Annotated in this window: 14 protein-coding genes; 8 read left to right on the top strand and 6 right to left on the bottom strand. The window is 68.3% G+C overall.

Annotated elements, in window-relative coordinates; translation table 11 throughout:
- Positions 1 to 214: 214 nt before the first annotated feature.
- From A6A06_RS21435 to A6A06_RS21410, 5 genes are all read right to left on the bottom strand, one after another.
- Positions 215 to 1,396, bottom strand: a complete 1,182-nt coding sequence (locus A6A06_RS21435; protein ID WP_073762876.1) for a geranylgeranyl reductase family protein — start codon at positions 1,394 to 1,396, stop codon at positions 215 to 217.
- Between the two features lie 118 nt (positions 1,397 to 1,514).
- Positions 1,515 to 2,486 carry a terpene synthase family protein gene (locus A6A06_RS21430; RefSeq protein WP_199931040.1) on the bottom strand — a complete coding sequence of 324 codons (972 nt, stop codon included), beginning with the start codon at positions 2,484 to 2,486 and terminating at the stop codon, positions 1,515 to 1,517.
- A gap of 79 nt (positions 2,487 to 2,565) precedes the next feature.
- The gene (locus A6A06_RS21425) at positions 2,566 to 3,366 is read right to left on the bottom strand and encodes an SDR family NAD(P)-dependent oxidoreductase (protein WP_242440860.1); all 801 of its coding nucleotides are present in this window, start codon (positions 3,364 to 3,366) and stop codon (positions 2,566 to 2,568) included.
- Positions 3,299 to 5,656, bottom strand: coding sequence for an alpha/beta hydrolase fold domain-containing protein (locus tag A6A06_RS40975; RefSeq protein ID WP_199931039.1), 2,358 nt, complete (start codon positions 5,654 to 5,656; stop codon positions 3,299 to 3,301). Before A6A06_RS40975 ends, A6A06_RS21425 begins: the two co-directional genes overlap by 68 nt.
- 101 nt (positions 5,657 to 5,757) lie before the next feature.
- Positions 5,758 to 7,458, bottom strand: a complete 1,701-nt coding sequence (locus A6A06_RS21410; protein WP_073762873.1) for an N-acyl-D-amino-acid deacylase family protein — start codon at positions 7,456 to 7,458, stop codon at positions 5,758 to 5,760.
- A gap of 271 nt (positions 7,459 to 7,729) precedes the next feature.
- Between A6A06_RS21410 and A6A06_RS21405 the strand changes: the two genes are divergently transcribed.
- Both A6A06_RS21405 and ispH read left to right on the top strand, forming a co-directional pair.
- Positions 7,730 to 8,776 carry a polyprenyl synthetase family protein gene (locus A6A06_RS21405; RefSeq protein WP_073762872.1) on the top strand — a complete coding sequence of 349 codons (1,047 nt, stop codon included), beginning with the start codon at positions 7,730 to 7,732 and terminating at the stop codon, positions 8,774 to 8,776.
- Positions 8,777 to 8,801: 25 nt separating this feature from the next.
- Entirely contained in the window at positions 8,802 to 9,803 is a 1,002-nt protein-coding gene (ispH, locus tag A6A06_RS21400) for a 4-hydroxy-3-methylbut-2-enyl diphosphate reductase (RefSeq protein WP_079194191.1), read from the top strand.
- A gap of 312 nt (positions 9,804 to 10,115) precedes the next feature.
- On the opposite strand, the gene A6A06_RS21395 is transcribed toward ispH, so the two are convergent.
- Entirely contained in the window at positions 10,116 to 11,351 is a 1,236-nt protein-coding gene (locus A6A06_RS21395; protein ID WP_073762870.1) for a hypothetical protein, read from the bottom strand.
- Positions 11,352 to 12,025: 674 nt separating this feature from the next.
- Here A6A06_RS21395 and A6A06_RS21390 point away from each other — a divergent pair.
- The 6 genes from A6A06_RS21390 to A6A06_RS21365 are packed head-to-tail and all read left to right on the top strand — an operon-like array spanning position 12,026 to position 18,974.
- Positions 12,026 to 12,961, top strand: coding sequence for an SDR family NAD(P)-dependent oxidoreductase (locus A6A06_RS21390; protein WP_073762869.1), 936 nt, complete (start codon positions 12,026 to 12,028; stop codon positions 12,959 to 12,961).
- Between the two features lie 5 nt (positions 12,962 to 12,966).
- A complete protein-coding gene (locus A6A06_RS21385) occupies positions 12,967 to 14,304 on the top strand; it encodes a radical SAM protein (RefSeq protein WP_073762868.1) in 1,338 nt (445 codons plus the stop codon).
- Entirely contained in the window at positions 14,297 to 14,986 is a 690-nt protein-coding gene (locus tag A6A06_RS21380) for a transmembrane-type terpene cyclase (RefSeq protein ID WP_073762867.1), read from the top strand. The genes A6A06_RS21385 and A6A06_RS21380 overlap by 8 nt, the downstream gene beginning before the upstream one ends.
- Before the next feature lie 42 nt (positions 14,987 to 15,028).
- Positions 15,029 to 16,738 carry an N-acyl-D-amino-acid deacylase family protein gene (locus tag A6A06_RS21375; protein ID WP_073762866.1) on the top strand — a complete coding sequence of 570 codons (1,710 nt, stop codon included), beginning with the start codon at positions 15,029 to 15,031 and terminating at the stop codon, positions 16,736 to 16,738.
- Positions 16,735 to 17,817 carry an NAD(P)/FAD-dependent oxidoreductase gene (locus A6A06_RS21370; protein WP_073762865.1) on the top strand — a complete coding sequence of 361 codons (1,083 nt, stop codon included), beginning with the start codon at positions 16,735 to 16,737 and terminating at the stop codon, positions 17,815 to 17,817. The genes A6A06_RS21375 and A6A06_RS21370 overlap by 4 nt, the downstream gene beginning before the upstream one ends.
- Before the next feature lie 41 nt (positions 17,818 to 17,858).
- Positions 17,859 to 18,974 carry a polyprenyl synthetase family protein gene (locus A6A06_RS21365; protein ID WP_079194190.1) on the top strand — a complete coding sequence of 372 codons (1,116 nt, stop codon included), beginning with the start codon at positions 17,859 to 17,861 and terminating at the stop codon, positions 18,972 to 18,974.
- Positions 18,975 to 18,978: the final 4 nt, after the last annotated feature.

Below are 18,978 nucleotides of genomic sequence, written 5' to 3'. Positions count from 1 at the left end.
CCGCTGTCAGGGCAGAGCCGGGTCCCGGATGTACGGCGTCGGCTCCGGGCCGGTCGTCGGCGCGCGGCGGCCCTGCGGGGGCCGCCCCGTCGTGAGGGCAGGTGGTGTGTCGGTTCATCGTGTCCTCCGTGTGCCACCGGTCTCCGGACGTCAGCGTGTCCCGTGGCGCGATGGGACGGGCCGGTGGAACCGGCGGCCGACGGGCCCCGGGGATTTACATTCGGGAGAGAAGGTGCAGCGCCATCCGGCCCGGGGGGCCGCCTACGAGTTCGGGAATGGTCGTACGCCCCGCTGCGTAGTCGAAGAGCTTTTTCGAGATCGGTGGTATGCGGGTCAAGCCGGTATGGAAGAGACCTGGATGGCGTTCGAACGCGGCGAGGAGCAGGCGCCCCGCGTGCATTTCGCCGCCGAGCGTTTCGTGGATCCGGCGGGCGTACACGATGGTCGCGTCCCGGACGTCGGCAGCGGATTCCGCGTCGGCGACATCTGCCGCCGCGGCTCCGGCCAGGGACCCTGATCGCAGAGCGAAGGAGATGCCTTCGCGGAACATCGGGTCGAGCAGCCCGGCCGCGTCCCCTGCCACGAGGACCCGTCCACGCGACAACGGGGAGTCCTGGGCCCGGCAGCGCGTGAGGTGACCGGACCGGCGTACGGGTTCCACTCCCCTCGGCGCGTTTTCCGCGAGGAATTCGCGCAGGTAGGCGCGTGTGGCGTCGCCGTGCCCACGGTGGGCGAGTACGCCGATCGTGAGCTGATCGCCCTTGGGGAATACCCACGCGTACGAGCCGGGCAGGGCGCCCCAGTCGAGTAACGTCCGCCCCCGCCAGTTCCTTGCGACGGGGCCGGTGACGGGAATCTCCACTTCCAGGGCCAGGTCAACCTGCTCGCACCGGACAGCCACATGCCGGGCGACGCGGCTCGAACTTCCGTCCGCACCCACCACGCACCGGGCGTTGAGGCGGCGGCCTTTGTCCACGGTGACCGTCACGGAATGAGCAGCCGGTTCGAGAGCGGTGACGACGGTGCTCTCGCGCAATACCGCGCCGGCTTCGACCGCCATTTCCGTCAGGGCCGCGTCGAATGCGGCGCGGTACACCATATGGGCGGTGGGTTCGTTGTGCGTGACGGTCCTCGGATTCCGGAACCGGTTGCTGACCGTGATCTGGTCGATGTGATCGAGAGACGGGACCCGGAACGAGGGGGGAAGGGCGGCGACCGCCGCGCCGACCAGCCCTCCGCCGCAGGTCTTGTAGCGGGGCAAGGAGGCGCGTTCGAGGAGCAGGACCCGCTGTCCCCGCTCCGCGGCGACACGTGCCGCGGTGGCACCGGCCGGTCCCGCACCGACCACGATCACGTCCCAACGAGGGCTACGGCTCTGTCGTGCTGAAGGTGTCATGTCGCGAGTTCCCGGGAGTTGGTCGTGGTCTGGTGCAGCACGTCGGCACATTCGGCCGGTGGGAGGTCATGGGTGGGTGGCACCGGTTCCGGACCGTGGACATGCGCGTGAGGTCCGGTCACTTGTAGCGGGAGGATCTGCGGTGCCAATCGTGGTTGGCGACCAGCCAGGTGGCGATTCCGTCGGCACACCGGATCACCCTGTCCCGTTCCTCGGCCGGACAGCGCAGGTCATCGAGCAGGACGCGCAGACGTGCCTGGTGGTCGAGAAAATCACCGACGCGCCGGTAGATACGGCCGAGGGTCTGCAAGGCGGCGGACTGTAGCGCACAGCCCTGTTGGAGCATGAGCAGGCCGGGCAGGGTGAGCATTTCCCCTTTGGCCAGTTCCGCGGGTGCGCTGAAGACATCGTTGGTCCAGCCCGCAATGTCCGCTCCCGCCTCGTAGAGCCCCTGATAGGGCTCACTGCGGTAGACGTCCACCGGAACGTCGAACATCTCGGCACGCTCCACCAGGTCCATCGCGGCATAACACCAGAACGAGTACCGGCGTTCGGCGATGTAGTCGGGAATACCCGGTGGCGAAGACGTGTGATGGACAGACTCCACACGCATGGCGTGGATGAATCGCAGGGTGTTGCGGCGGAAGCGACGTTCCCAGACGGCGGACATGGGGGTGACCGTCGCCCGCCACAGTTCGACCAGGGCCACGGTCATCGGGTGATCGGCCTTGCCGGTGGTGAGGGACTCCGCCACATCGCCGAACACCCGGTCGAAGGCCGTGACCCGGTCCTCGAAGGGAAGGCCGTCGAAGAACTCGTCCAGTGCGAGCGTCCACAGAATCCACCTGTTGAGAAGCAGGACCATGTCTTCATCGGCGAACGGCATGGCGCGTGTCGCCAGATCACCGGTTCGGGCCGCCATGATCTTGGCTCGCACCGCCGGGTCGGGGAACAGGCCGGCCCGGGTGATCCAGCTGTCGCCGTCACGGCATGCGGTCTCTGCGTAGGGGCCGGACCGTTCGGGGAAAGGAAGCGTGAAATCAGGGACGCGGTAGGCGGCGTCCGTGCCGGGGTGCTCGTCCTGCCTCATGTCGGTCCCCCAATTCTTGGCGTACTTGGCGTACTTCGCGTCGAGTTCGGCCGGTTCCCGGCCGTTGGGCCGGTGGTTGTCAGGTGGCGGTGTAGCCACCGTCCACGGAGTGACAGCTGCCCGTGATGAATGAGGCGTCGTCGGAGGCCAGGAAGCAGATGAGTGTGGCGACTTCCGCGGGTTTCCCGGCGCGTTTGATGGCTTGGGCATCAACGGCCTGCTGAAGCCGCGACGTGACGGTCTCCTGCGGCAGGTGACTGGTGATGGCGGTGTCGACGACTCCGGGAGACACCGCCACCACACGGATACCGGAATCGGCATAGTCGACAGCCGCGGCCCGGGTGAGTCCGGCTACCGCGTGTTTGCTCGCGGTATAGGACGCGGCGAACGGAACCGCGCGTGTCGCGGCGAACGAGGCGAGGTTGACGATGACGCCGCCACCCGCGGTGAGCATCGGCGGGATCTCGGCACGCATGCAGTGGAAGACGCCGAAGAAGTTGGTGTCCATCACCTGGTGGAGGTGCGCCAATGGCGTTTCGTGGACCCGGGAGGGCTCGGCGATGACACCGGCGTTGTTCACCGCGATGTCCAATCCCCCTTCCTGCCGGGATATTTCCTCTATGGCGTTGTATGTGGCGTGTGCGTCGGTGACGTCGAGCGGGAGCGCGCGGATACGGTTCGGCTGCTGTTCCGCGACGCTCCGGGCGGTGTCCGGGTTGAGGTCCGCGGCCACGACGCGCGCGCCGTGTTCCGCGAAACGGCGGGCGCAGGCTGCACCGATACCCGATCCCGCGCCGGTGATCAGAACGGTTTTACCGCGAAACTTCATCGTCTCTCCTCGGTCCTGCGGATGTGACGTCGATGAATTCGAAGTCGGCAAGGCGGGGACGGCGCAGGTATTTCCGGTGGCTGCGCGGGGACCAGGGCCACAGGATGAGGGAGCCGTTGTCGCTCTGGTACCAACTGCTGCAGCCGGAGGCCCAGACCGTCCGTGACGCCGCGGCGTCGGCCTGTGCGAGAAAGGTTTCCGTCGCGGGGACGGTCGGCATGACCGCCGCGGCCGGGCCGAGCGTGTACAGGGTCCTGATCCAGCCGATGATGTAGTCGGCGTGCGTCTCCGCCGTTGTCACCTGCGACTGATTGCCGACCGGGCTGTAGGGGCCGATCATCATGAAGAAATTGGGGAAGCCGGGCAGGGCCACACTGGCGTAGGAGGTCGGGCCGTTCGCCCAGGCCCGGTCAAGGGTCCGGCCGCCGAGTCCGGTGACCTTCATCGGCCGGACGTACGCCTGGGAGTCGAAACCGGTGGCCAGAACGATGATGTCGACAGGATGGAAGCGGCCGTCGCCGGTCACGATCCCGTTCTTCTCGATCCGCGCGATGGGGGTGTCGACCAGTTCGACGTCATCCCGCTGGAGCGACCGGTAGAACATGGAGTCCACGATGAGCCGTTTGCACATGGGGGCATGATCGGGGCGCAGCCGTCGTCGCAGGTCCGGGTCCCGGACCGCCAGCCGCAGGTGGAGCCTGCACGCGGTCGAGAGCGCGGTGCGGGCCCAGCCCGCACGCAGGGGGGAGGTTCCACTGATCGCTTCGAACGCCGTCCTCAAGCAGTGTCGGCTCGCCCGGCCGAGACCGGGCCGACGCTGGTACAGGCGGCCGACCGCCTGTACCAGACGCGGGTTGGGCACCGGGGCGATCCACTGTGCGGTGCGTTGGAAGACCAGGAGGTGGTCGGCGTCTCCGGCCAGGGCGTTGGTGAGCTGTACGCCGGTGGAGCCGGTGCCTATGACGGCCACGCGGCGTCCTGCGGGGTCGGCGGAGTCGTCCCAGCGGGCCGCGTGCCGCAGTGCTCCTTCGAATGCGTCGAGTCCGGGAATTGCCGGGGTTCGGGGGGTGTGCAGAAAGCCGGTGGCCGTCACGAGGATGTCAGCGGTGGCAGGGCCGGCGCTTGTCTCCAGTCGCCATTGGGTTTCGTCCCACCTCGCGGCCGTCACCTGCACTCCGTAACGGATGTGCGGCAGGACCCCGTGGTCCGCGGCGACGTTCCGCAGGTACTGGTGGATTTCCCTGCCGGTCGAGAACAGCCGTTTCCACGCGTGGACGGCGGCGAACGAGTAGGAGTAGAGGCGGGACGGGACATCACATCGCAGGCCCGGGTAGCGGTTCTCCCGCCACGTGCCGCCGAGGTCGTCGGCCTTCTCGTACACGGTGTAGTCGGCGAGGCCGGCGGCTGCGAGTTTCGCGGCGAGGCATATTCCCGACACGCCGGCGCCGACGATCGCCACCTGTGCCTTTCGGCGCGGTATCGGAACGGAACGGCGGATCTGTTCCCCCCATTCCGTGACAGCGGCGTCGGATTCACCCAGCAGCCCGGTGAAGAGGTGGAAGCCGTGCCACATGTGCACGTGCCGCTTGTGTTCCAGTGTGACGCCGGAGGACGCGGCGAGCGCCTCCAGGCGGTCGGCGTCCGTGGCCAGGAGGTCCCCGTCGGCCGAGTGGACCAGGAGGGGAGGAAGGCCCCGCAGGTCCCCGACCAGGGGCGAGGCCTGGGCGGTGCCCGCCTGGGCGGGGCGGGCGTAGAGGCGGGACCAGCGGCGGAGTGTCCGTGCCGTGAGGGGTGGGCGAGGCCTGCGCGCGCTGTCTTCGTGCGCGGTCGGGGTCACGTCGAGCCAGGGGCAGAGCATGGCGACGAGAGCGGGTGGTGGCAGGCCCCGGTCCCGTACGGTCATGGCCAGTCCGAGGGCCAGTCCGCCCCCCGCGGAGTCCCCGGCGATCACTATGCGCTCGGCGGGCCAGCCGGATGCCAGCAGCCCCTGGTACACCGCGAAGGAATCGTGCGGAGCCGCGGGAAAAGGATGCGCGGGCGCGAGCCGGTAGTCGGGCAGAAAGCACGGCATTCCGGCGGCCTTGGCGAGCGCTGCCGCAAAGCTGCGGTAGCTGCGGGCCGAGCCGAGGACGAACCCGCCTCCGTGGAGATAGAGCAGGACTCCCCCGGGCGCTGATGCCGGTGGCTGCACCCACAGCCCCGGCACTCCGTTGATCTCCCCCTCGTGGCACTGTGCGGTGCTCCGACGCAATGCCGGTAATTCGGCCAGTCGGCGTTGGACCTTCAGCGGTGCCCAGCTCAGTACCGCCCGGTCCGCTATCCGCACCATGAGCCGGGCCATTCCGGAACCCACCCCGCTACCGGCTGCAGAGGCAGCGCTTACCCGCATTCCCTCGCCCTCCTCTCAGGCTGAACTGCCGTCCTCTGCCATGCCGCCGCTGATCAATCCGTTCCCACTCCGTGCCGCAGAAGCCGGCCCGGCGTGGCTCGGGTGCATTGCCCGTCCTGAAAAGTGACCACGCCGTTGACCAGGACGTAGCGGTATCCCTCCGCCCGCTGCACACGCCGCCATTCGCCGCCCGGCAGGTCGTGTTCGACCTCCGGGGGCAGGACCTTGAGGTTTTCGAAGTCGTAGACGACCAGGTCGGCGGGTGCACCGGGCACGATCGTCCCCCGGTCGTGGAATCCGGCCATCCACGCGGGAAGCGCCGAGATCTTCCAGTGCATCTCTTCGAGGGTGAGCCACTGCTTCTCGCGTACGTACCGCTGGATGTGCTCGGTGGGAAAGCGGGCCATCGTGGAGATCTTGGCGTGAGCTCCGCCGTCGGAAACCCCCGGGATGACGAACGGGTCCTGGACGATTTCGCGGAGGTGTTCGTCCGCGGGAGGCGGACGGAGCGGCACCTCCCATATCGTCGCGAGATCCTCGGCCAGGGAGATGTCGAGCAGTGCGTCGATCAGATGCTTGCCGAGCTTCACCGCGATTTCGGTGAGGGGCAGATTGACGTACGGCTTGAAGTCGGGATGCTGCGTGCCGGCCAGCCGGATGAGTTCCGGGGGATACAGGATGGGCGGCTGCTTCTTGAGTCGTTCGCGGAGTCCCGTGTCCGACAGCGCGGCGATGCGGTGTCCGGTGTCGCCGACCAGTGCCTCTCGCCAGGCGTCGTCGTGGTCCCACAGCGCCCAGTCGTCCAAGGAGAAGGTGAGGGTCGTCTCGACCGTCATGCCTTGGCAGTACAGCGGGAGACCGCGCTCGCGGCACCGGTTGAACCACTGCTGGTAGGAGCGGTGGAACTCGGGCATGTCCCCGTCGGGGAAGAGGGAGTTCCACAGGATGGGCCGCCCGCCGATCTCGGCCAGCTTCTCGACGTGGCGGTTGTCCGCCTCCAGGTCCTCCGTTCCTATCGTGAGCTGAGTGAACCCGGCGCCGCGTTCGTTCATCACCGCGCTCAGCAGGAATGCCGTCTCGTCTCCCATGACGTTGCTCGCGAACGGAGTTCCGTCGTGGTCACGGTGGTTGGAGGCAAAACTGCCGGGCGGTGTCCGCATGGCCGACCAGCCGCAGGCGCCCGCTTCGAGTGCCTCCTCGAATGTGGCGGCGATCCTGCGGTGTTCCTCCTCCGTCGGTGGACGGCTCTTCGCGGCCTCTTTCCCCATCACGTAGTTGAGCAGGGGGTTGACTCCCACATACGGCAGGACGTTCACCCCTTTCGGGGTGGCGTCCAGGGCGTCGAGGAACTCGGGGAAGGTTTCCCATTTCCACGGCATTCCGGCCTTGATCGACTCGTAGGGAACCTGCTCGACCCGGTTCAGCGTCCGCATCGCGTAGTCACGGTCTTCGGGTTTGACGGGCGCGAACCCGAAACCGCAGTTGCCGATCACCAGCGAGGTGACACCGTGGTACGCGGAGATCGTGCAGTAAGGGTCCCAGAATATCTGGGCATCGTAGTGCGTGTGCAGATCGACGAAGCCGGGTGCGACGATGAGACCGGTCGCGTCCACGACCCGTTCGGCGTCGGACGGGTCCAGTCGGCCGACCGCCGCGATACGGCCGTCCTTGATCGCTACATCGGCGCGAGAGCGAGGGTTCCTCCGGCCGTCGATCACGATTCCGCCCATGACGAGGGTGTCGAACTGTGCCATACGTGTCCACCTCATTCCCCGTGCCACATTCCTTTGCGCAAGGTTCCCGAACGCGGAGTGGATTCTCCTACTCGGCGTTCCGGTCAGTGGAACACTGCGGCTCTGCCGGGGCCGGGAGGGCACCGATGAGCGCCGGGGAATTCAACGCGTTCACGCGCCCCTTCGGTGGGGTTCTTGTCCGTCAGGGGCGGCGTGGCTTGGGTGGGACGTGTACGGCCCGGCTCGGGCTTGTGCGGTGTGGGCGGCCGGCTGCCTTTCAAGGGAGTGGGACATGGACAGGGCATTCGTTGCTGCCGCATCTCCTGAGGACGCCGGGCTCATCCTGCTGGAGCAGGCCGGCCATCGGGTACGTCCCGTCCTCGAACGGCAGGTCACCGGCCGCCTGAACCAGGTGGAAAAGCACGCGGGATATCACTTGGGCTGGCAGGACGAGAAAGGCCGGCCGTGTGCGGGAAGCTCGGGCAAAGCGGTACGGCCCGCGCTGGCCTTGGCGTCGGCGAAGGCGGTGGGCGGCCGGTCCCGGGACGCTTTGACGGCCGCTGGTGCCGTGCAGATGGTGCACGAATTCTCGCTGCTGCACGACGACATCATCGACGGAGACCGCACCCGGCGGCACCGCCCGACGGTGTGGTCCGTCTTCGGCGTTCCGGCCGGGATCCTGACCGGGGACCTGCTGCTCTCGTTGGCCTTCACCACGCTGGCCGACGGTCCGCTCCGGGCGGCGCCGGATTCGCTGAGGTGCCTCGCCGACGCGGTCACCGAACTGGTCGAAGGCGAAGCGCTCGATGTCGCTTTCGAGCGGCGCCGCCACGTCTCCTTGAGCGAGTACACCGCCATGGCCGCCGCCAAGACCGGCGCGCTCATGGCGTGCGCCTGCACGCTGGGCGCCTTGGCCGGTGGCGCCGGGCGCGAACGCGCGCAGCTGCTGGGGGCTTTCGGCCGGCATCTCGGTGTCGCGTTCCAGATCGTGGATGACCTGCTGGGCCTGCAGGGTGATCCGGCCGTGACGGGCAAGCCGGTCGGCGCCGACCTGGCCGCGGGCAAGAAGACGATGCCGCTGCTGGCCGCGCTGGCCTCCGGCACCCGGCAAGGCCAGGAACTGGCGGCCCTGCTCGCCGGCAGTGCCTCGCCGGAGGGCGCGGTGCCGGCCCGGGCGGCGCTGCTGGTGGCGGAGGCCGGGGGCGTGAGCGCAGCGCGCAGCGCCGTCCACGGGGAGCTGACCTCGGCCTTCGCCGCGCTGGCCGAGGCGGTCCCGACCGGGGCCGATCGGGATGAGCTGCGCGCCCTGGCCCACGTGCTGACCCGCCGCAACCACTGACGACCGGCAAAGGAAACCTTCGCGCATGCCTCGGACACCCCGTAAGGACCGTGAGACCACCCGTTGTTCGGAGTCCGCCGCTGCGGGGCCGAGGCGCCCGCGTCGAGTGCTGCTGGCGGCCCCGCGGTCGTTCTGTGCCGGAGTGGAGCGGGCCATCGATGTCGTCGAGATGCTGCTGGAGCGCCGCGGCGTTCCGGTGTACGTGCGTAAGCAGATCGTGCACAACGCCCACGTGGTGCGGGATCTGGAACGCCGTGGCGCGGTGTTCGTCGAGGAGCTCGACGAGGTGCCGCCGGGCGCGCTGGTGGTGTTCTCCGCGCATGGGGTTTCCCCGCAGGTGCGGGCGCGGGCCGAGCAGCGGGGGCTGGAGGTGGTCGATGCCACCTGCCCGCTGGTGACCAAGGTGCACACCGAGGCGCGGCGGTTCGCCGCTCGCGGCGACACGGTCGTGTTGATCGGCCATGTGGGGCACGAGGAGGTCGAGGGGACGCTCGGTGAGGCCCCTGAGCACACGGTCGTGGTGGAAAGCGTCGCGGATGCCGCCACGGTGGACGTCGCCGATCCCGGTCGGGTCTCGTACCTGACGCAGACCACCCTGGCCGTGCAGGAGACCGCCGAGATCGTCGAAGCGCTCACCCGGCGGTTCCCGCACCTGCGGGCGCCGGGTTCGGAGGACATCTGTTACGCCAGCACCAACCGGCAACGGGCGGTGGAGCGGGTCGCCAGGGCCGCGGATGTGCTCCTGGTGGTCGGCTCCGCCCATTCCTCGAATTCGGTGCGGCTGGTGGAGGTGGGTGAGCGTCTCGGCACCGTGTCCCACCTGATCGAGGATGTGACCGCCATCGACCCGGCCTGGATCGCCGACGCCGAGGTGATCGCCTTGACCGCCGGGGCCTCGGCTCCCGGGGCCCTGGTCGACGAGGTGGTCGCCCATCTCCGTTCCCTGGGTCCGGTGGCCGTGACCGAACATGTCGCCACTGTCGAGGACGTCCACTTCCATCCGCCGGCGGCCGTCCGGACCCACTGATGCGGCGTCCTGCCGCCCGCCCTTCGTGGCAGTCATCCTGAAATCACTCCGCCTCACATCATTCTGCGGCCAGAAGAGTGACTTATGCGGCAGCGCACTGCCCAGGACGACCCTGCCTGGCGGGAAAGCCCCGGCGCAGCGGTTATCCATAGGGAATGGACGACCCGTTTTCGTTGAGCCCGCTGCCGGTCCCCCGTTATCGACGCGTTCCGCCTGCCCTGGACATGCGGCAGACGGGGGAGAACGTCGCTCGGCGCGGCGCTGCGCCGACCCGCCCTTCGGTCGGCGCAGCGCCCTTGCAGGCAGCCGGGTTCACGGGCGTCTGCCGGACAGTTCGCGGGCCCGGTCGCTGACGATGCGGGCATGCGGCTGACGGGGGAAGCTCCGCGCGGCTTGGTGCAGGGTGTCCGCGGCGCGTTCGACGTGGACGGAGGACAGGTGCGGGTAGTGGTCCAGGAAGACGTGCCAGTGTCGGCAGGCTTCCTCCAGATGGCCTGAGCGTGCCAGCACTTCGGCCAAGCGGGCCTGGGCCAGTGCGTAGGGGCGGCGCTGGGTGGGCGAGCGGTGCGCTTCGGCGTCGCGGAAAGCCGTGAGGGCCGCGTCCGCGTGTCCCAGAGCGTAGAGGGTCTCCCCTCGTTGGTAGTCCAGTCCGGCCCGGGGGTAGGACGCGAAAGGTCCCGCGGAGGCCGGCGCTTGGCCGTGCTCCCGTTCGGCCGCCTTCAGGTCTGTGTGCGCCTGGGAGCGGCGGCCGGTGTGGGCGTGCACCAGCGCGCGTTGCACCAGTAGGAAGGCGCGGGTGTCAGCGGTGACCTGCCCGGCGCTTCCCACAGCAGCGCAGGCCAGGTCGGCTGCGTATTGCAGGTGGCCCAGGCGCAGGGCCTGGGTGCTGAGGGCGCGCAGCGTGGTGGCGTAAGCGGAGCGGTCGCCTGCCCGGTGGGCCAGCGCCAGGGCGATGCGGTAGTAGGCCTGGGCCAGGCCGTGGTGGCCCGCGTCGTCCGTCATGTTCGCCAGCAGGTGTGTCAGATGCGCGCAGCCCAGGAGGTGCTGCTCGTGCCACTGCGCGCCCGCCGGGGCCAGCAGGATCGGGGCGGCGTCGTCGGCGAGATAGGCGGCCAGAGCCGTACGGGCGTGTCCGCCGCCGTTGACGTCGGTCAGCGAGGCGAAGACGAGCCCCATGTTCTGCAGGATCGATACCTCGGCCTCCGAGCGTCCGCCTTCGCCGCAGGGCGGCGCGGACGGGCTGCTGTCCCGCCAGGACGGCAGCTTCAAGGGGTGCGTTTCGTAAGGGGCGCGTCGCAGGACCGCGCGCCGCGTGAGGTCGGTTTCCGCGCGGCACACCGCCGCCAGCCGGTTCCTGGGGTCCACGTCCGACGTCCAGGCCATGCCCAGGGGAGCAAGGGGCGGCAGGTCCGGTGCGAGTCCGGTCTCCTCCACCGTGATCAGACGGCCGCTGCGCTGGCTGAGCGCCTGCGCGACGAGGCCGGGCACCTTCTTCCGGGGGCGCGAGCCGGCGAGCCAGTGCGCCACCGACGTACGGTCATAGCGCACGTTCATTCCTTGGCGGCCGCCCAGGACATTGACGGCTCTCGCCAACTCGGCGGCGCTCCACCCTGCTTCGTCCAGCAATGCTGATAAGCCATGGTTACGGTATTTTCGTGACACTCACGCCCTCCTCGCCCCGCGATGCTGTGCGGATTCCGCAGCCGACGCTGCAGGTTGAATCTTGGATAATCACATGACTGCCCCATTACGGGCTGCGCACTCGCCCCACCGATCGTGATTTTTTAGCAACCGGAAACCGCCCCGAGAAGACACATTCAGCCGGTCGCGCCCCAGGCATCCCAGCACCCTTCGCCATTCACACAGGCGCTCTTCGTATACGGGACATCGGCTCCACGTCAGGGGCAACTGCTTCCCCTCGTCTCCCGTTTCGAGCGATTCTCTTGGCTGACCCGCTCGCGCCACTCGGACCGCCCCGCAATGCCGATCCGCAGGTATTCACAAAGCCGCAAGCATTCATCGCGTGCACGCGCCCACCGCGCCGAACCTCTATTACCTGCCGAAGATCTGGTGCCAGATGGATGCATGACCGTATGGCACTGTCGTCACATCCACTTGCCCGGCCGTATCGGGCGGGACATCCATGACGCGTGGGAGCGGCACCGCCGCTGCCCCCTGGTCTTCCCGCTGACCGTCACTGCGGCCGGTCAGGGAATCCGGTCATGACGACGCAATCGGCCCCGACCGGTTCGCCGGTGCTGATCACCGGGTGCTCCACAGGCATTGGCTTCGCCACTGCGGGTTATCTGTCGGCCCGGGGATATACCGTGTACGCCACTGCGCGCCGCCCGGAAGTCCTGGACGGCCTGCGCTCCCGCGGATGCCGTGTTCTACAGCTCGATGTCACCGAGAAACACTCCATGGTGGCCGCCGTGGAACAGGTGCAGAGGCATCACGGCTCGGTCGGCACTCTGATCAACAACGCCGGTTACAGCGAGATTTCCCCGCTGGAGACCTGTTCGCTGGATCGCTACCGGCGGCAGTTCGAGACCAATGTCTTCGGAATGGCCCGCATGTGCCAGCTGGTCCTCCCCGGCATGCGTGCGACGGGAGGCGGGCGCATCGTCAATGTCGGCTCCATCGGCGGGCGATTCGCTCTGCCCCTGTGGAGTGGCTACACGGGTTCCAAACATGCCATGGCGGCGTTCAGCTCGGCACTTCGTATGGAAGTCCGCGGATTCGGTGTCGAGGTGACGCTCGTCGAACCCGGTTTCGTCAAGACGAACTTCGTGGCTTCTCTCAGCCGGAACATGGCCGACCATGCGCAGGAGATGGGGTGTGAAGCATATGCCGCGGCTCTCCGGTCGTTCGAGTCCGTCACACGGGGAGTTCTGGCCGGCACAGAGTGCGCCGGTACGCGGCGGCTGCAGAATCGCGGCTTCCGCGCCCGCGCACTCTCCTGGGCCGCGGTCGAGCCCGACCGTGCGGCCAAAGTGATCCACAAGGCCGTGACCGCGAGACGACCGCGGCCCCGCTATCTCGTCACCGGGCATGCCCGCGCGGCCGTTCTCGCGCAGCGCTGTCTCCCGGCACGGTGCTGGGAAGCCGCTGTCTGCTCCTTTTTCATCCATGAAGCCGACTCCACACACGAGAGGTGATCGCAGTGTCTCCTTGGCAACAGCCGCCCCGCGAACAACCGCTTCTGCCTCGCGAATGGCTGCAACGCTATGACGCGGTACGGCTCGTCCGGCACAGCGACGGGAAGACGCTGGACGTTCCCGGAACCACATCCGTTCTCTCGTTCCTGGACTTCAATCCCCGCTGGTACATCGACCAGTTGGTGCGCACCCAAGGGCGGGCGCTCTTCAGCGTCGCACTCGACATGACGAACTCGTGCACCGATTCCTGCCCCATGTGCTTCACGATGGCCAAGCGCGAGGCCGAGGGCATGAAGAACCACATGGACGGGGCCCTCGCACTGCGCCGCCTCTCCGAGTTGCACGAGACGTACCCCGACACCTTCCGCATGGTGTTCATGTCCGGATCCGGTGAGCCGCTGAGCATGCCCCACGTCACCGAATTGATCGACGGGGTGACGGAGCTGGGCCTGGCCATCCGCCTGTACACGGCAGGGAAGAACCTGCGCAAGGCCGGAATCCGGGCCGCGCTCCTCGCGGCCGGCGCGGTGATCCGGGTGAGCCTCGACGCCGCCAGTGAGCAGAGCTTCCGCGCCACGCATGCCTCCAAAGGGCTCGACGAGCGCTGCGCGATCATCCGCCAGGTCGTCCAGGAGCGCGACGCCACGGGCAGCTCCTCTCTCATCGGGGCGCACTTCGTGATCCAGAAGGGGAACCTGCACGAGATCGTCGCCTTTGCCGAGCAGGCCAGGGAGTTGGGCTGCGACTTCGTCGCCTACAGCCAGGAGACCTACGGGCAGGTGGCCGGCGGGTTCACCGAGAACGATCTGCGACGGGTGCTGGACGGTCTGCTGACCGTCGAGGCGATGCACACCGACCGCTTCGGAGTCATGGTGCCGAAGCTGGCGCGGCGCCCCACCATCACCCGCTTCGACAAGGAGCACATCGCGTCGCAGAGCGAATTGAACATGTGTCACCGCAGTCGCCACCATCTCTTCTTCGGTGTCGCCGACGACTACTCGGCTTGCTGCCTCGCGGGACTCGACACCTCGTTCAAGGACCAGTCCCTCGTCGGCCCGCTCGCCGAACCGACGACGATGCGTACGCTGCGCACGGTCGTCGACGAGGGGGTCGGCACCGGGCTGGGCAGGGCCGCGAAACTCAGCTGCAACTCCTGCATGGTCAACAACTACAACCGGACGCTCGACCGCATTCTCGCGCATCTGTCGGGAGAGTCCGGCTGGGACTGCGACCTGCTGCCGTACACCCCCGGCATGCTGCGCGACGACTACGAACTCACCGTCTCCGGGACGTCCGACCAGGTGCTCGCCGCGCCCCCGGGGAAACGGGCGGGCGATGCGTGAAAATTCCGGTTACTACCTCTGCCTGGGCGCGACAGGGGTTCTCTGGGTCACGACCTACATCCTGATCATCAAGGTGTCGTTCCGCGACCGCAGCTACGGAATGCCGCTCGTGGCCCTGTGCGGGAACATCTCCTGGGAGTTCCAGTACGCCTTCGTGAACCCCTACGACACCCTCCAACGCTGGGCGTGTATCGCCTGGTTCCTCTTCAACCTGGTGATCCTGGCAACGGCGCTGCGGTTCGGCCCCTCGCATTTTCCCGTCATTCGGGCGAGGCGGGTCTTCTACCCGCTCTTCGCTGCCGTTCTGGCCCTCGCCTATCTCGGGATCCATCTCCTCGCGCGGTACCTGGAGCATGGCGCCGGGGTGTACACCGGATTCGCCCAAACGCTTTTGATGTCCGGGCTGTTCCTCTCCATGCTGCTGAGCCGCCGCAGCCTGCGGGGCCAGTCCTTGGCCATCGCGTACGTCAAGATGGCGGGGACGCTGTGCGCCTCCGTTGCCTACTACGCGTTCAGTGCGCAATACCGGGGCTCGGTGCTCCTCGCCTATCTGTGCACGGCGATCCTCTTCGCCGATCTGGTGTACGTGGCGGCCGTTCACAGCCTGCGCCGCGAGGAAGGGCAGAAGGCCGACCGCGCGCCTCGTTCTCCGCTGCCGCAGCAGGCGCCCCACGCCAGGTGAACGCCCCCACATTCTGCGTACCCCATCCGATCGGAGCTTTCCATGAAGCCGTACGACACCCTGATCCAGGGTGGCACCGTCATCGACGGACGACGTAATCCCCGCTACCGGGCGGATGTAGCGATCAAGGGAGGCCGCATCGCCGCGATCGGCCGCCTCGATCCCTCCGACGCCGAAGAGGTCCTCGACGCCGACGGGCACATCGTCGCCCCCGGATTCGTCGATCTGCACACGCACTACGACGCCCAGCTCTTCTGGGACCCCTACTGCACCATCTCCGGCTATCACGGCGTCACATCGGTGGTCATCGGCAACTGCGGCTACGGATTCGCCCCCGTGCGTGCCGACATGCGCCGGCAGGCCATGCACACCCTCACCCGGGTCGAGCAGATTCCGTACGACGCGATGGAATCCTCCCTGCCGTGGTCCTGGGAGACCTTCCCCGAATTCCTCGACGCGCTGGATGCCACACCCAAGGGCGTCAACGTCCTCCCCTACATCGGCGCGTCTCCTCTCCTCAACTATGTGATGGGCCCGGAGGCCGCCAAATCCCGGGCCGCGACTCCACAGGAGAACGCCGAGATGGCGAGGCTCTTCGACGAGGCCCTCACGGCCGGCGCCTGCGGCTGGTCGGCCATGCGTACCCCGCCTGACTCCTTCTCCAGCGTCCACCGCGACGCGGACGGCACCTCCTTTCCCGCCGACCTGATGAGCAACGACACCGCGTTCGCGCTCGCCGACGTCATGGCCCGCCGGAATACCGGCTTCATGCAGATGACGATGGTCTCCGACGACCAGGCCGCCGATATGGCACACCTGGAAGAGCTGGCCCGCGCCAGCCGTCGCCCCATCGTGTGGAACGCGCTCCTGGTGGACGGAGAAAACCCGGACCTGCACCGTCAGGTCCAGGCGTGGTTCGACAGGTGTCGGCAGCGCGGGCTGAGCCTGTACTGCCAAGGCATGACCACCGACGTCAGCATGCTGTTCAACCTTGAGGTCTGGAACCTGTGGGACGCCAATCCCAGCTGGCAGCAGACCTTGATGGGCGACCGCGCCGAACGTGCCGCGAAGCTCCGGGACCCGGAGGTGCGAGAGGCTTTGCGCCAGGACCATCCCGTCCTCTATCCCTTGCGTCTGGTGGAACTGCACCGCACACAGCTGCCGGAATACGACCGGTTCATCGGACGCAAACTCCCCGACATTGCCGCGACGCTCGGCAGCGATCCCGTCGACACCCTGCTCGACATCTCTCTCGCGGAGGACCTCCAGACCACGTGGAAGGTGCCGCTCTTCCAGCAGAACGAGGACCTGATGCGCGAAGTCGTCCAGGACCCCTGGGTCCTCCCCGGCGTCTCCGACGGCAGCGCGCACACCAAGATGCTCACCTCCGGCCGGTATCCCACCGAGCACATCGAGGAATACGTGCGCAAGCGCGGCTGGATTCCGCTGGAGGACATGCACTGGAAACTGTCCGCATTCCCGGCGTGGGTCGCGGGCTTCAAGGACCGTGGCACGCTGTCCGAAGGCGCACCCGCCGATGTCGTCGTCTACGACTTCGACGGGCTCCGCTGCCTCCCCGACGAAGTCGTCCACGACGTGCCCGGTGGGGACTGGCGGCGCATCCGACGCGCCGAAGGCTACCGGTACATCCTCGTCAACGGCCGCGTCACGTTCCACAACGGCGAGTGCACCGGCGCCACTCCGGGTGCGCTGCTTCGCCACGGCCACCATGGCAAGGCGTCGGCATCATGAGCGCCACGCGCGTCCACGTCCTCGTCATCGGCGGAGGCCCGGCCGGTGCCGCCGCGGCGGCGACGGCGGCCAGGGCCGGAGCCTCCGTGGCGCTCGTCGAGCGGGGCCGGCCGCATCGTCCCAAGGCGTGCGGTGACGCCCTCCTCGGGGAAGCCGTCGCCGCGATCGACGCGCTGGGAATCGACCTCGCGCAGCGGACGGACGCCCTGCGGCCGCGGTCCTTCCAGCTCACCGCTCCCAGCGGCGACGCCCGGAACGGGCGGGTCCCCGGCGGCTGCCTCGTGATCGCACGGGAGGTGCTGGACCAACTGCTGCGCGACCGGGCCGCAGCGCTGGGAGCCGACGTCAGCTACCGCACCATGGCCATTGCGGTCCAGCACCGCCGACCGGCCGGTCTCACCGTGGAGACCATCGTCACGGCGCGGACGCGAAGGAGGATTCACGCCGACGCGGTCGTCCTGGCGCACGGTTCGAGTTCCCGGCTCAGCACCACGCACAGCATCGACGGTGCCGCGATCCGTGCCCCGGCACTCACGTGCTATCGGGAAGACACCGATTCCGACTGCCTCGAATTCGCATTCACCGCACCGCTGGCGCCGGGCTACCGCTGGCGCTTCCCGGCCACCGGAAGCCGGACCAACGTGGGCGTCATACAACTCCCCCGCGACGGCATTCCCGCAGAAGCACACCTCGTCTCCCGACACCGGCCCGAAGGGCCTGCCGGGGAGCCCTGGCGTGGTGGCCATGCCCCCCTGTGGACCGGGAAGGGAAAGCGCTGGCACACCGAGGACGGAATTCTTTCCTGTGGCGATGCGGCCGGCCTGGTCGACCCGCTCACTGCCGAGGGAATCGGGTCCGCAGTCGTGAGCGGGACGCAGGCGGGGATTGCGGCAGCGGGCTACGCCCTGGACCGCGCGCGGAGCCTCGGCGATTACAGCACCTGGGTCGCCGACTGGGCCGCCACCCGCTATGCCCCGGCCAAGTGGCGCGATACCTGGCAGAAATTCGCCGCGGGTCCGGTATCCGGAGAGACGTCAGGCCGACACCTGCCCGCCACTCCCCTCCCCGGACACCGGTGAATCCCGGGCCGCGCAGTCGGGGAGCCCGATCGGAGCCGACCATGGTTCACCCCTCACGACCGTCCGCCCCACCGTGGCCGGATGCCCCCGTACGAGCCGATTCCCGGCTGGCCGACACCCGCAGGGCCATCGACACACACCTCGCGGAATTCCTGAACGCGAAGGCACGCTCATCGACGCACCCCCCGCTCCCCGACGAGGTCTCCGAGATTCTGGAACAGTTCCTCTTCCACGGCGGCAAACGGCTACGGCCACTGCTGTGCGTCCACGGATGGCATGCCGCGAGAGGAGAAGGCGAGCCCTCCGAAGTCATCCGTGTGGCAGCGGCCCTGGAAATGTTCCACGCCTTCTGCCTCATTCACGACGACATCATGGACAGCTCCGATCTGCGCCGCGGGCATCCCACCCTGCACCGTGCCCTCGCCGCCCGCCACACGGAGGGGAGAACTCCGGCGGACGCGCGGCGCGTGGGTACCAGTCTGGCCATTCTCGTGGGCGATCTGGCGATGGTCTGGTCGGATGAACTGCTGCGGAGCGCCGACCTCCCCCCTGCTCAGCTCGCGGGTCTGCTGCCGTTGGTCAACACGATGCGCTGCGAGGTGATGTACGGCCAGTACCTCGACGTCACCGCCACGGGCAGGCCCACGCCCGACCTCGGACACGCCATGGAGATCGTGCGCTACAAGACCGCCAAATACACGGTGGAACGCCCGCTCCACATCGGCGCCACCCTCGCGGGGGCCACACCGCAACTCCTGCACGAGCTGACCTCGTACGCCCTGCCCCTCGGCGAGGCGTTCCAGCTGCGTGACGATCTCCTCGGGACCTTCGACGTCCCCGCCGCCACGGGAAAAGGCCACACGGACGACTTGCGCGACGGCAAACACACGGTCCTCCTGGCCACCGCTTTCCAGCATGCCGACCCCGCCCAGCACGCGTCACTGCACGCGCTGCTCAGCGCGCCCCGTCGTACGCGGGACGAAACCGACCAGCTCCGTCGGCTGCTGACGGCGACCGGCGCGCGCGACCGCGTCGAAAGCAAGATCAAGACCTATCGCGCGCAGGCACTCCACGCCCTGGAGCGGATTTCCCTTCCCTCCGCGGCGGGCGCCGCCCTGCGCGACATGGTCGACGCGGCCACGCTCCGGACCAGGTGACCGC

Source organism: Streptomyces sp. CB02923 (assembly GCF_001905005.1).
GTDB lineage: Bacteria > Actinomycetota > Actinomycetes > Streptomycetales > Streptomycetaceae > Streptomyces.
Note: the sequence above shows the minus strand (reverse complement) of the source record. Positions and strands in the feature narration are given on the sequence as shown.

Coding starts and splice junctions, on each gene's coding strand:
- A6A06_RS21435 (WP_073762876.1), bottom strand. CDS start 1,396: ATGACACCTTCAGCACGACAGAGCCGTAGCCCTCGTTGGGACGTGATC.
- A6A06_RS21430 (WP_199931040.1), bottom strand. CDS start 2,486: ATGAGGCAGGACGAGCACCCCGGCACGGACGCCGCCTACCGCGTCCCT.
- A6A06_RS40975 (WP_199931039.1), bottom strand. CDS start 5,656: ATGGCCCGGCTCATGGTGCGGATAGCGGACCGGGCGGTACTGAGCTGG.
- A6A06_RS21410 (WP_073762873.1), bottom strand. CDS start 7,458: ATGGCACAGTTCGACACCCTCGTCATGGGCGGAATCGTGATCGACGGC.
- A6A06_RS21405 (WP_073762872.1), top strand. CDS start 7,730: ATGGACAGGGCATTCGTTGCTGCCGCATCTCCTGAGGACGCCGGGCTC.
- ispH (WP_079194191.1), top strand. CDS start 8,802: ATGCCTCGGACACCCCGTAAGGACCGTGAGACCACCCGTTGTTCGGAG.
- A6A06_RS21390 (WP_073762869.1), top strand. CDS start 12,026: ATGACGACGCAATCGGCCCCGACCGGTTCGCCGGTGCTGATCACCGGG.
- A6A06_RS21380 (WP_073762867.1), top strand. CDS start 14,297: ATGCGTGAAAATTCCGGTTACTACCTCTGCCTGGGCGCGACAGGGGTT.
- A6A06_RS21375 (WP_073762866.1), top strand. CDS start 15,029: ATGAAGCCGTACGACACCCTGATCCAGGGTGGCACCGTCATCGACGGA.
- A6A06_RS21370 (WP_073762865.1), top strand. CDS start 16,735: ATGAGCGCCACGCGCGTCCACGTCCTCGTCATCGGCGGAGGCCCGGCC.
- A6A06_RS21365 (WP_079194190.1), top strand. CDS start 17,859: ATGGTTCACCCCTCACGACCGTCCGCCCCACCGTGGCCGGATGCCCCC.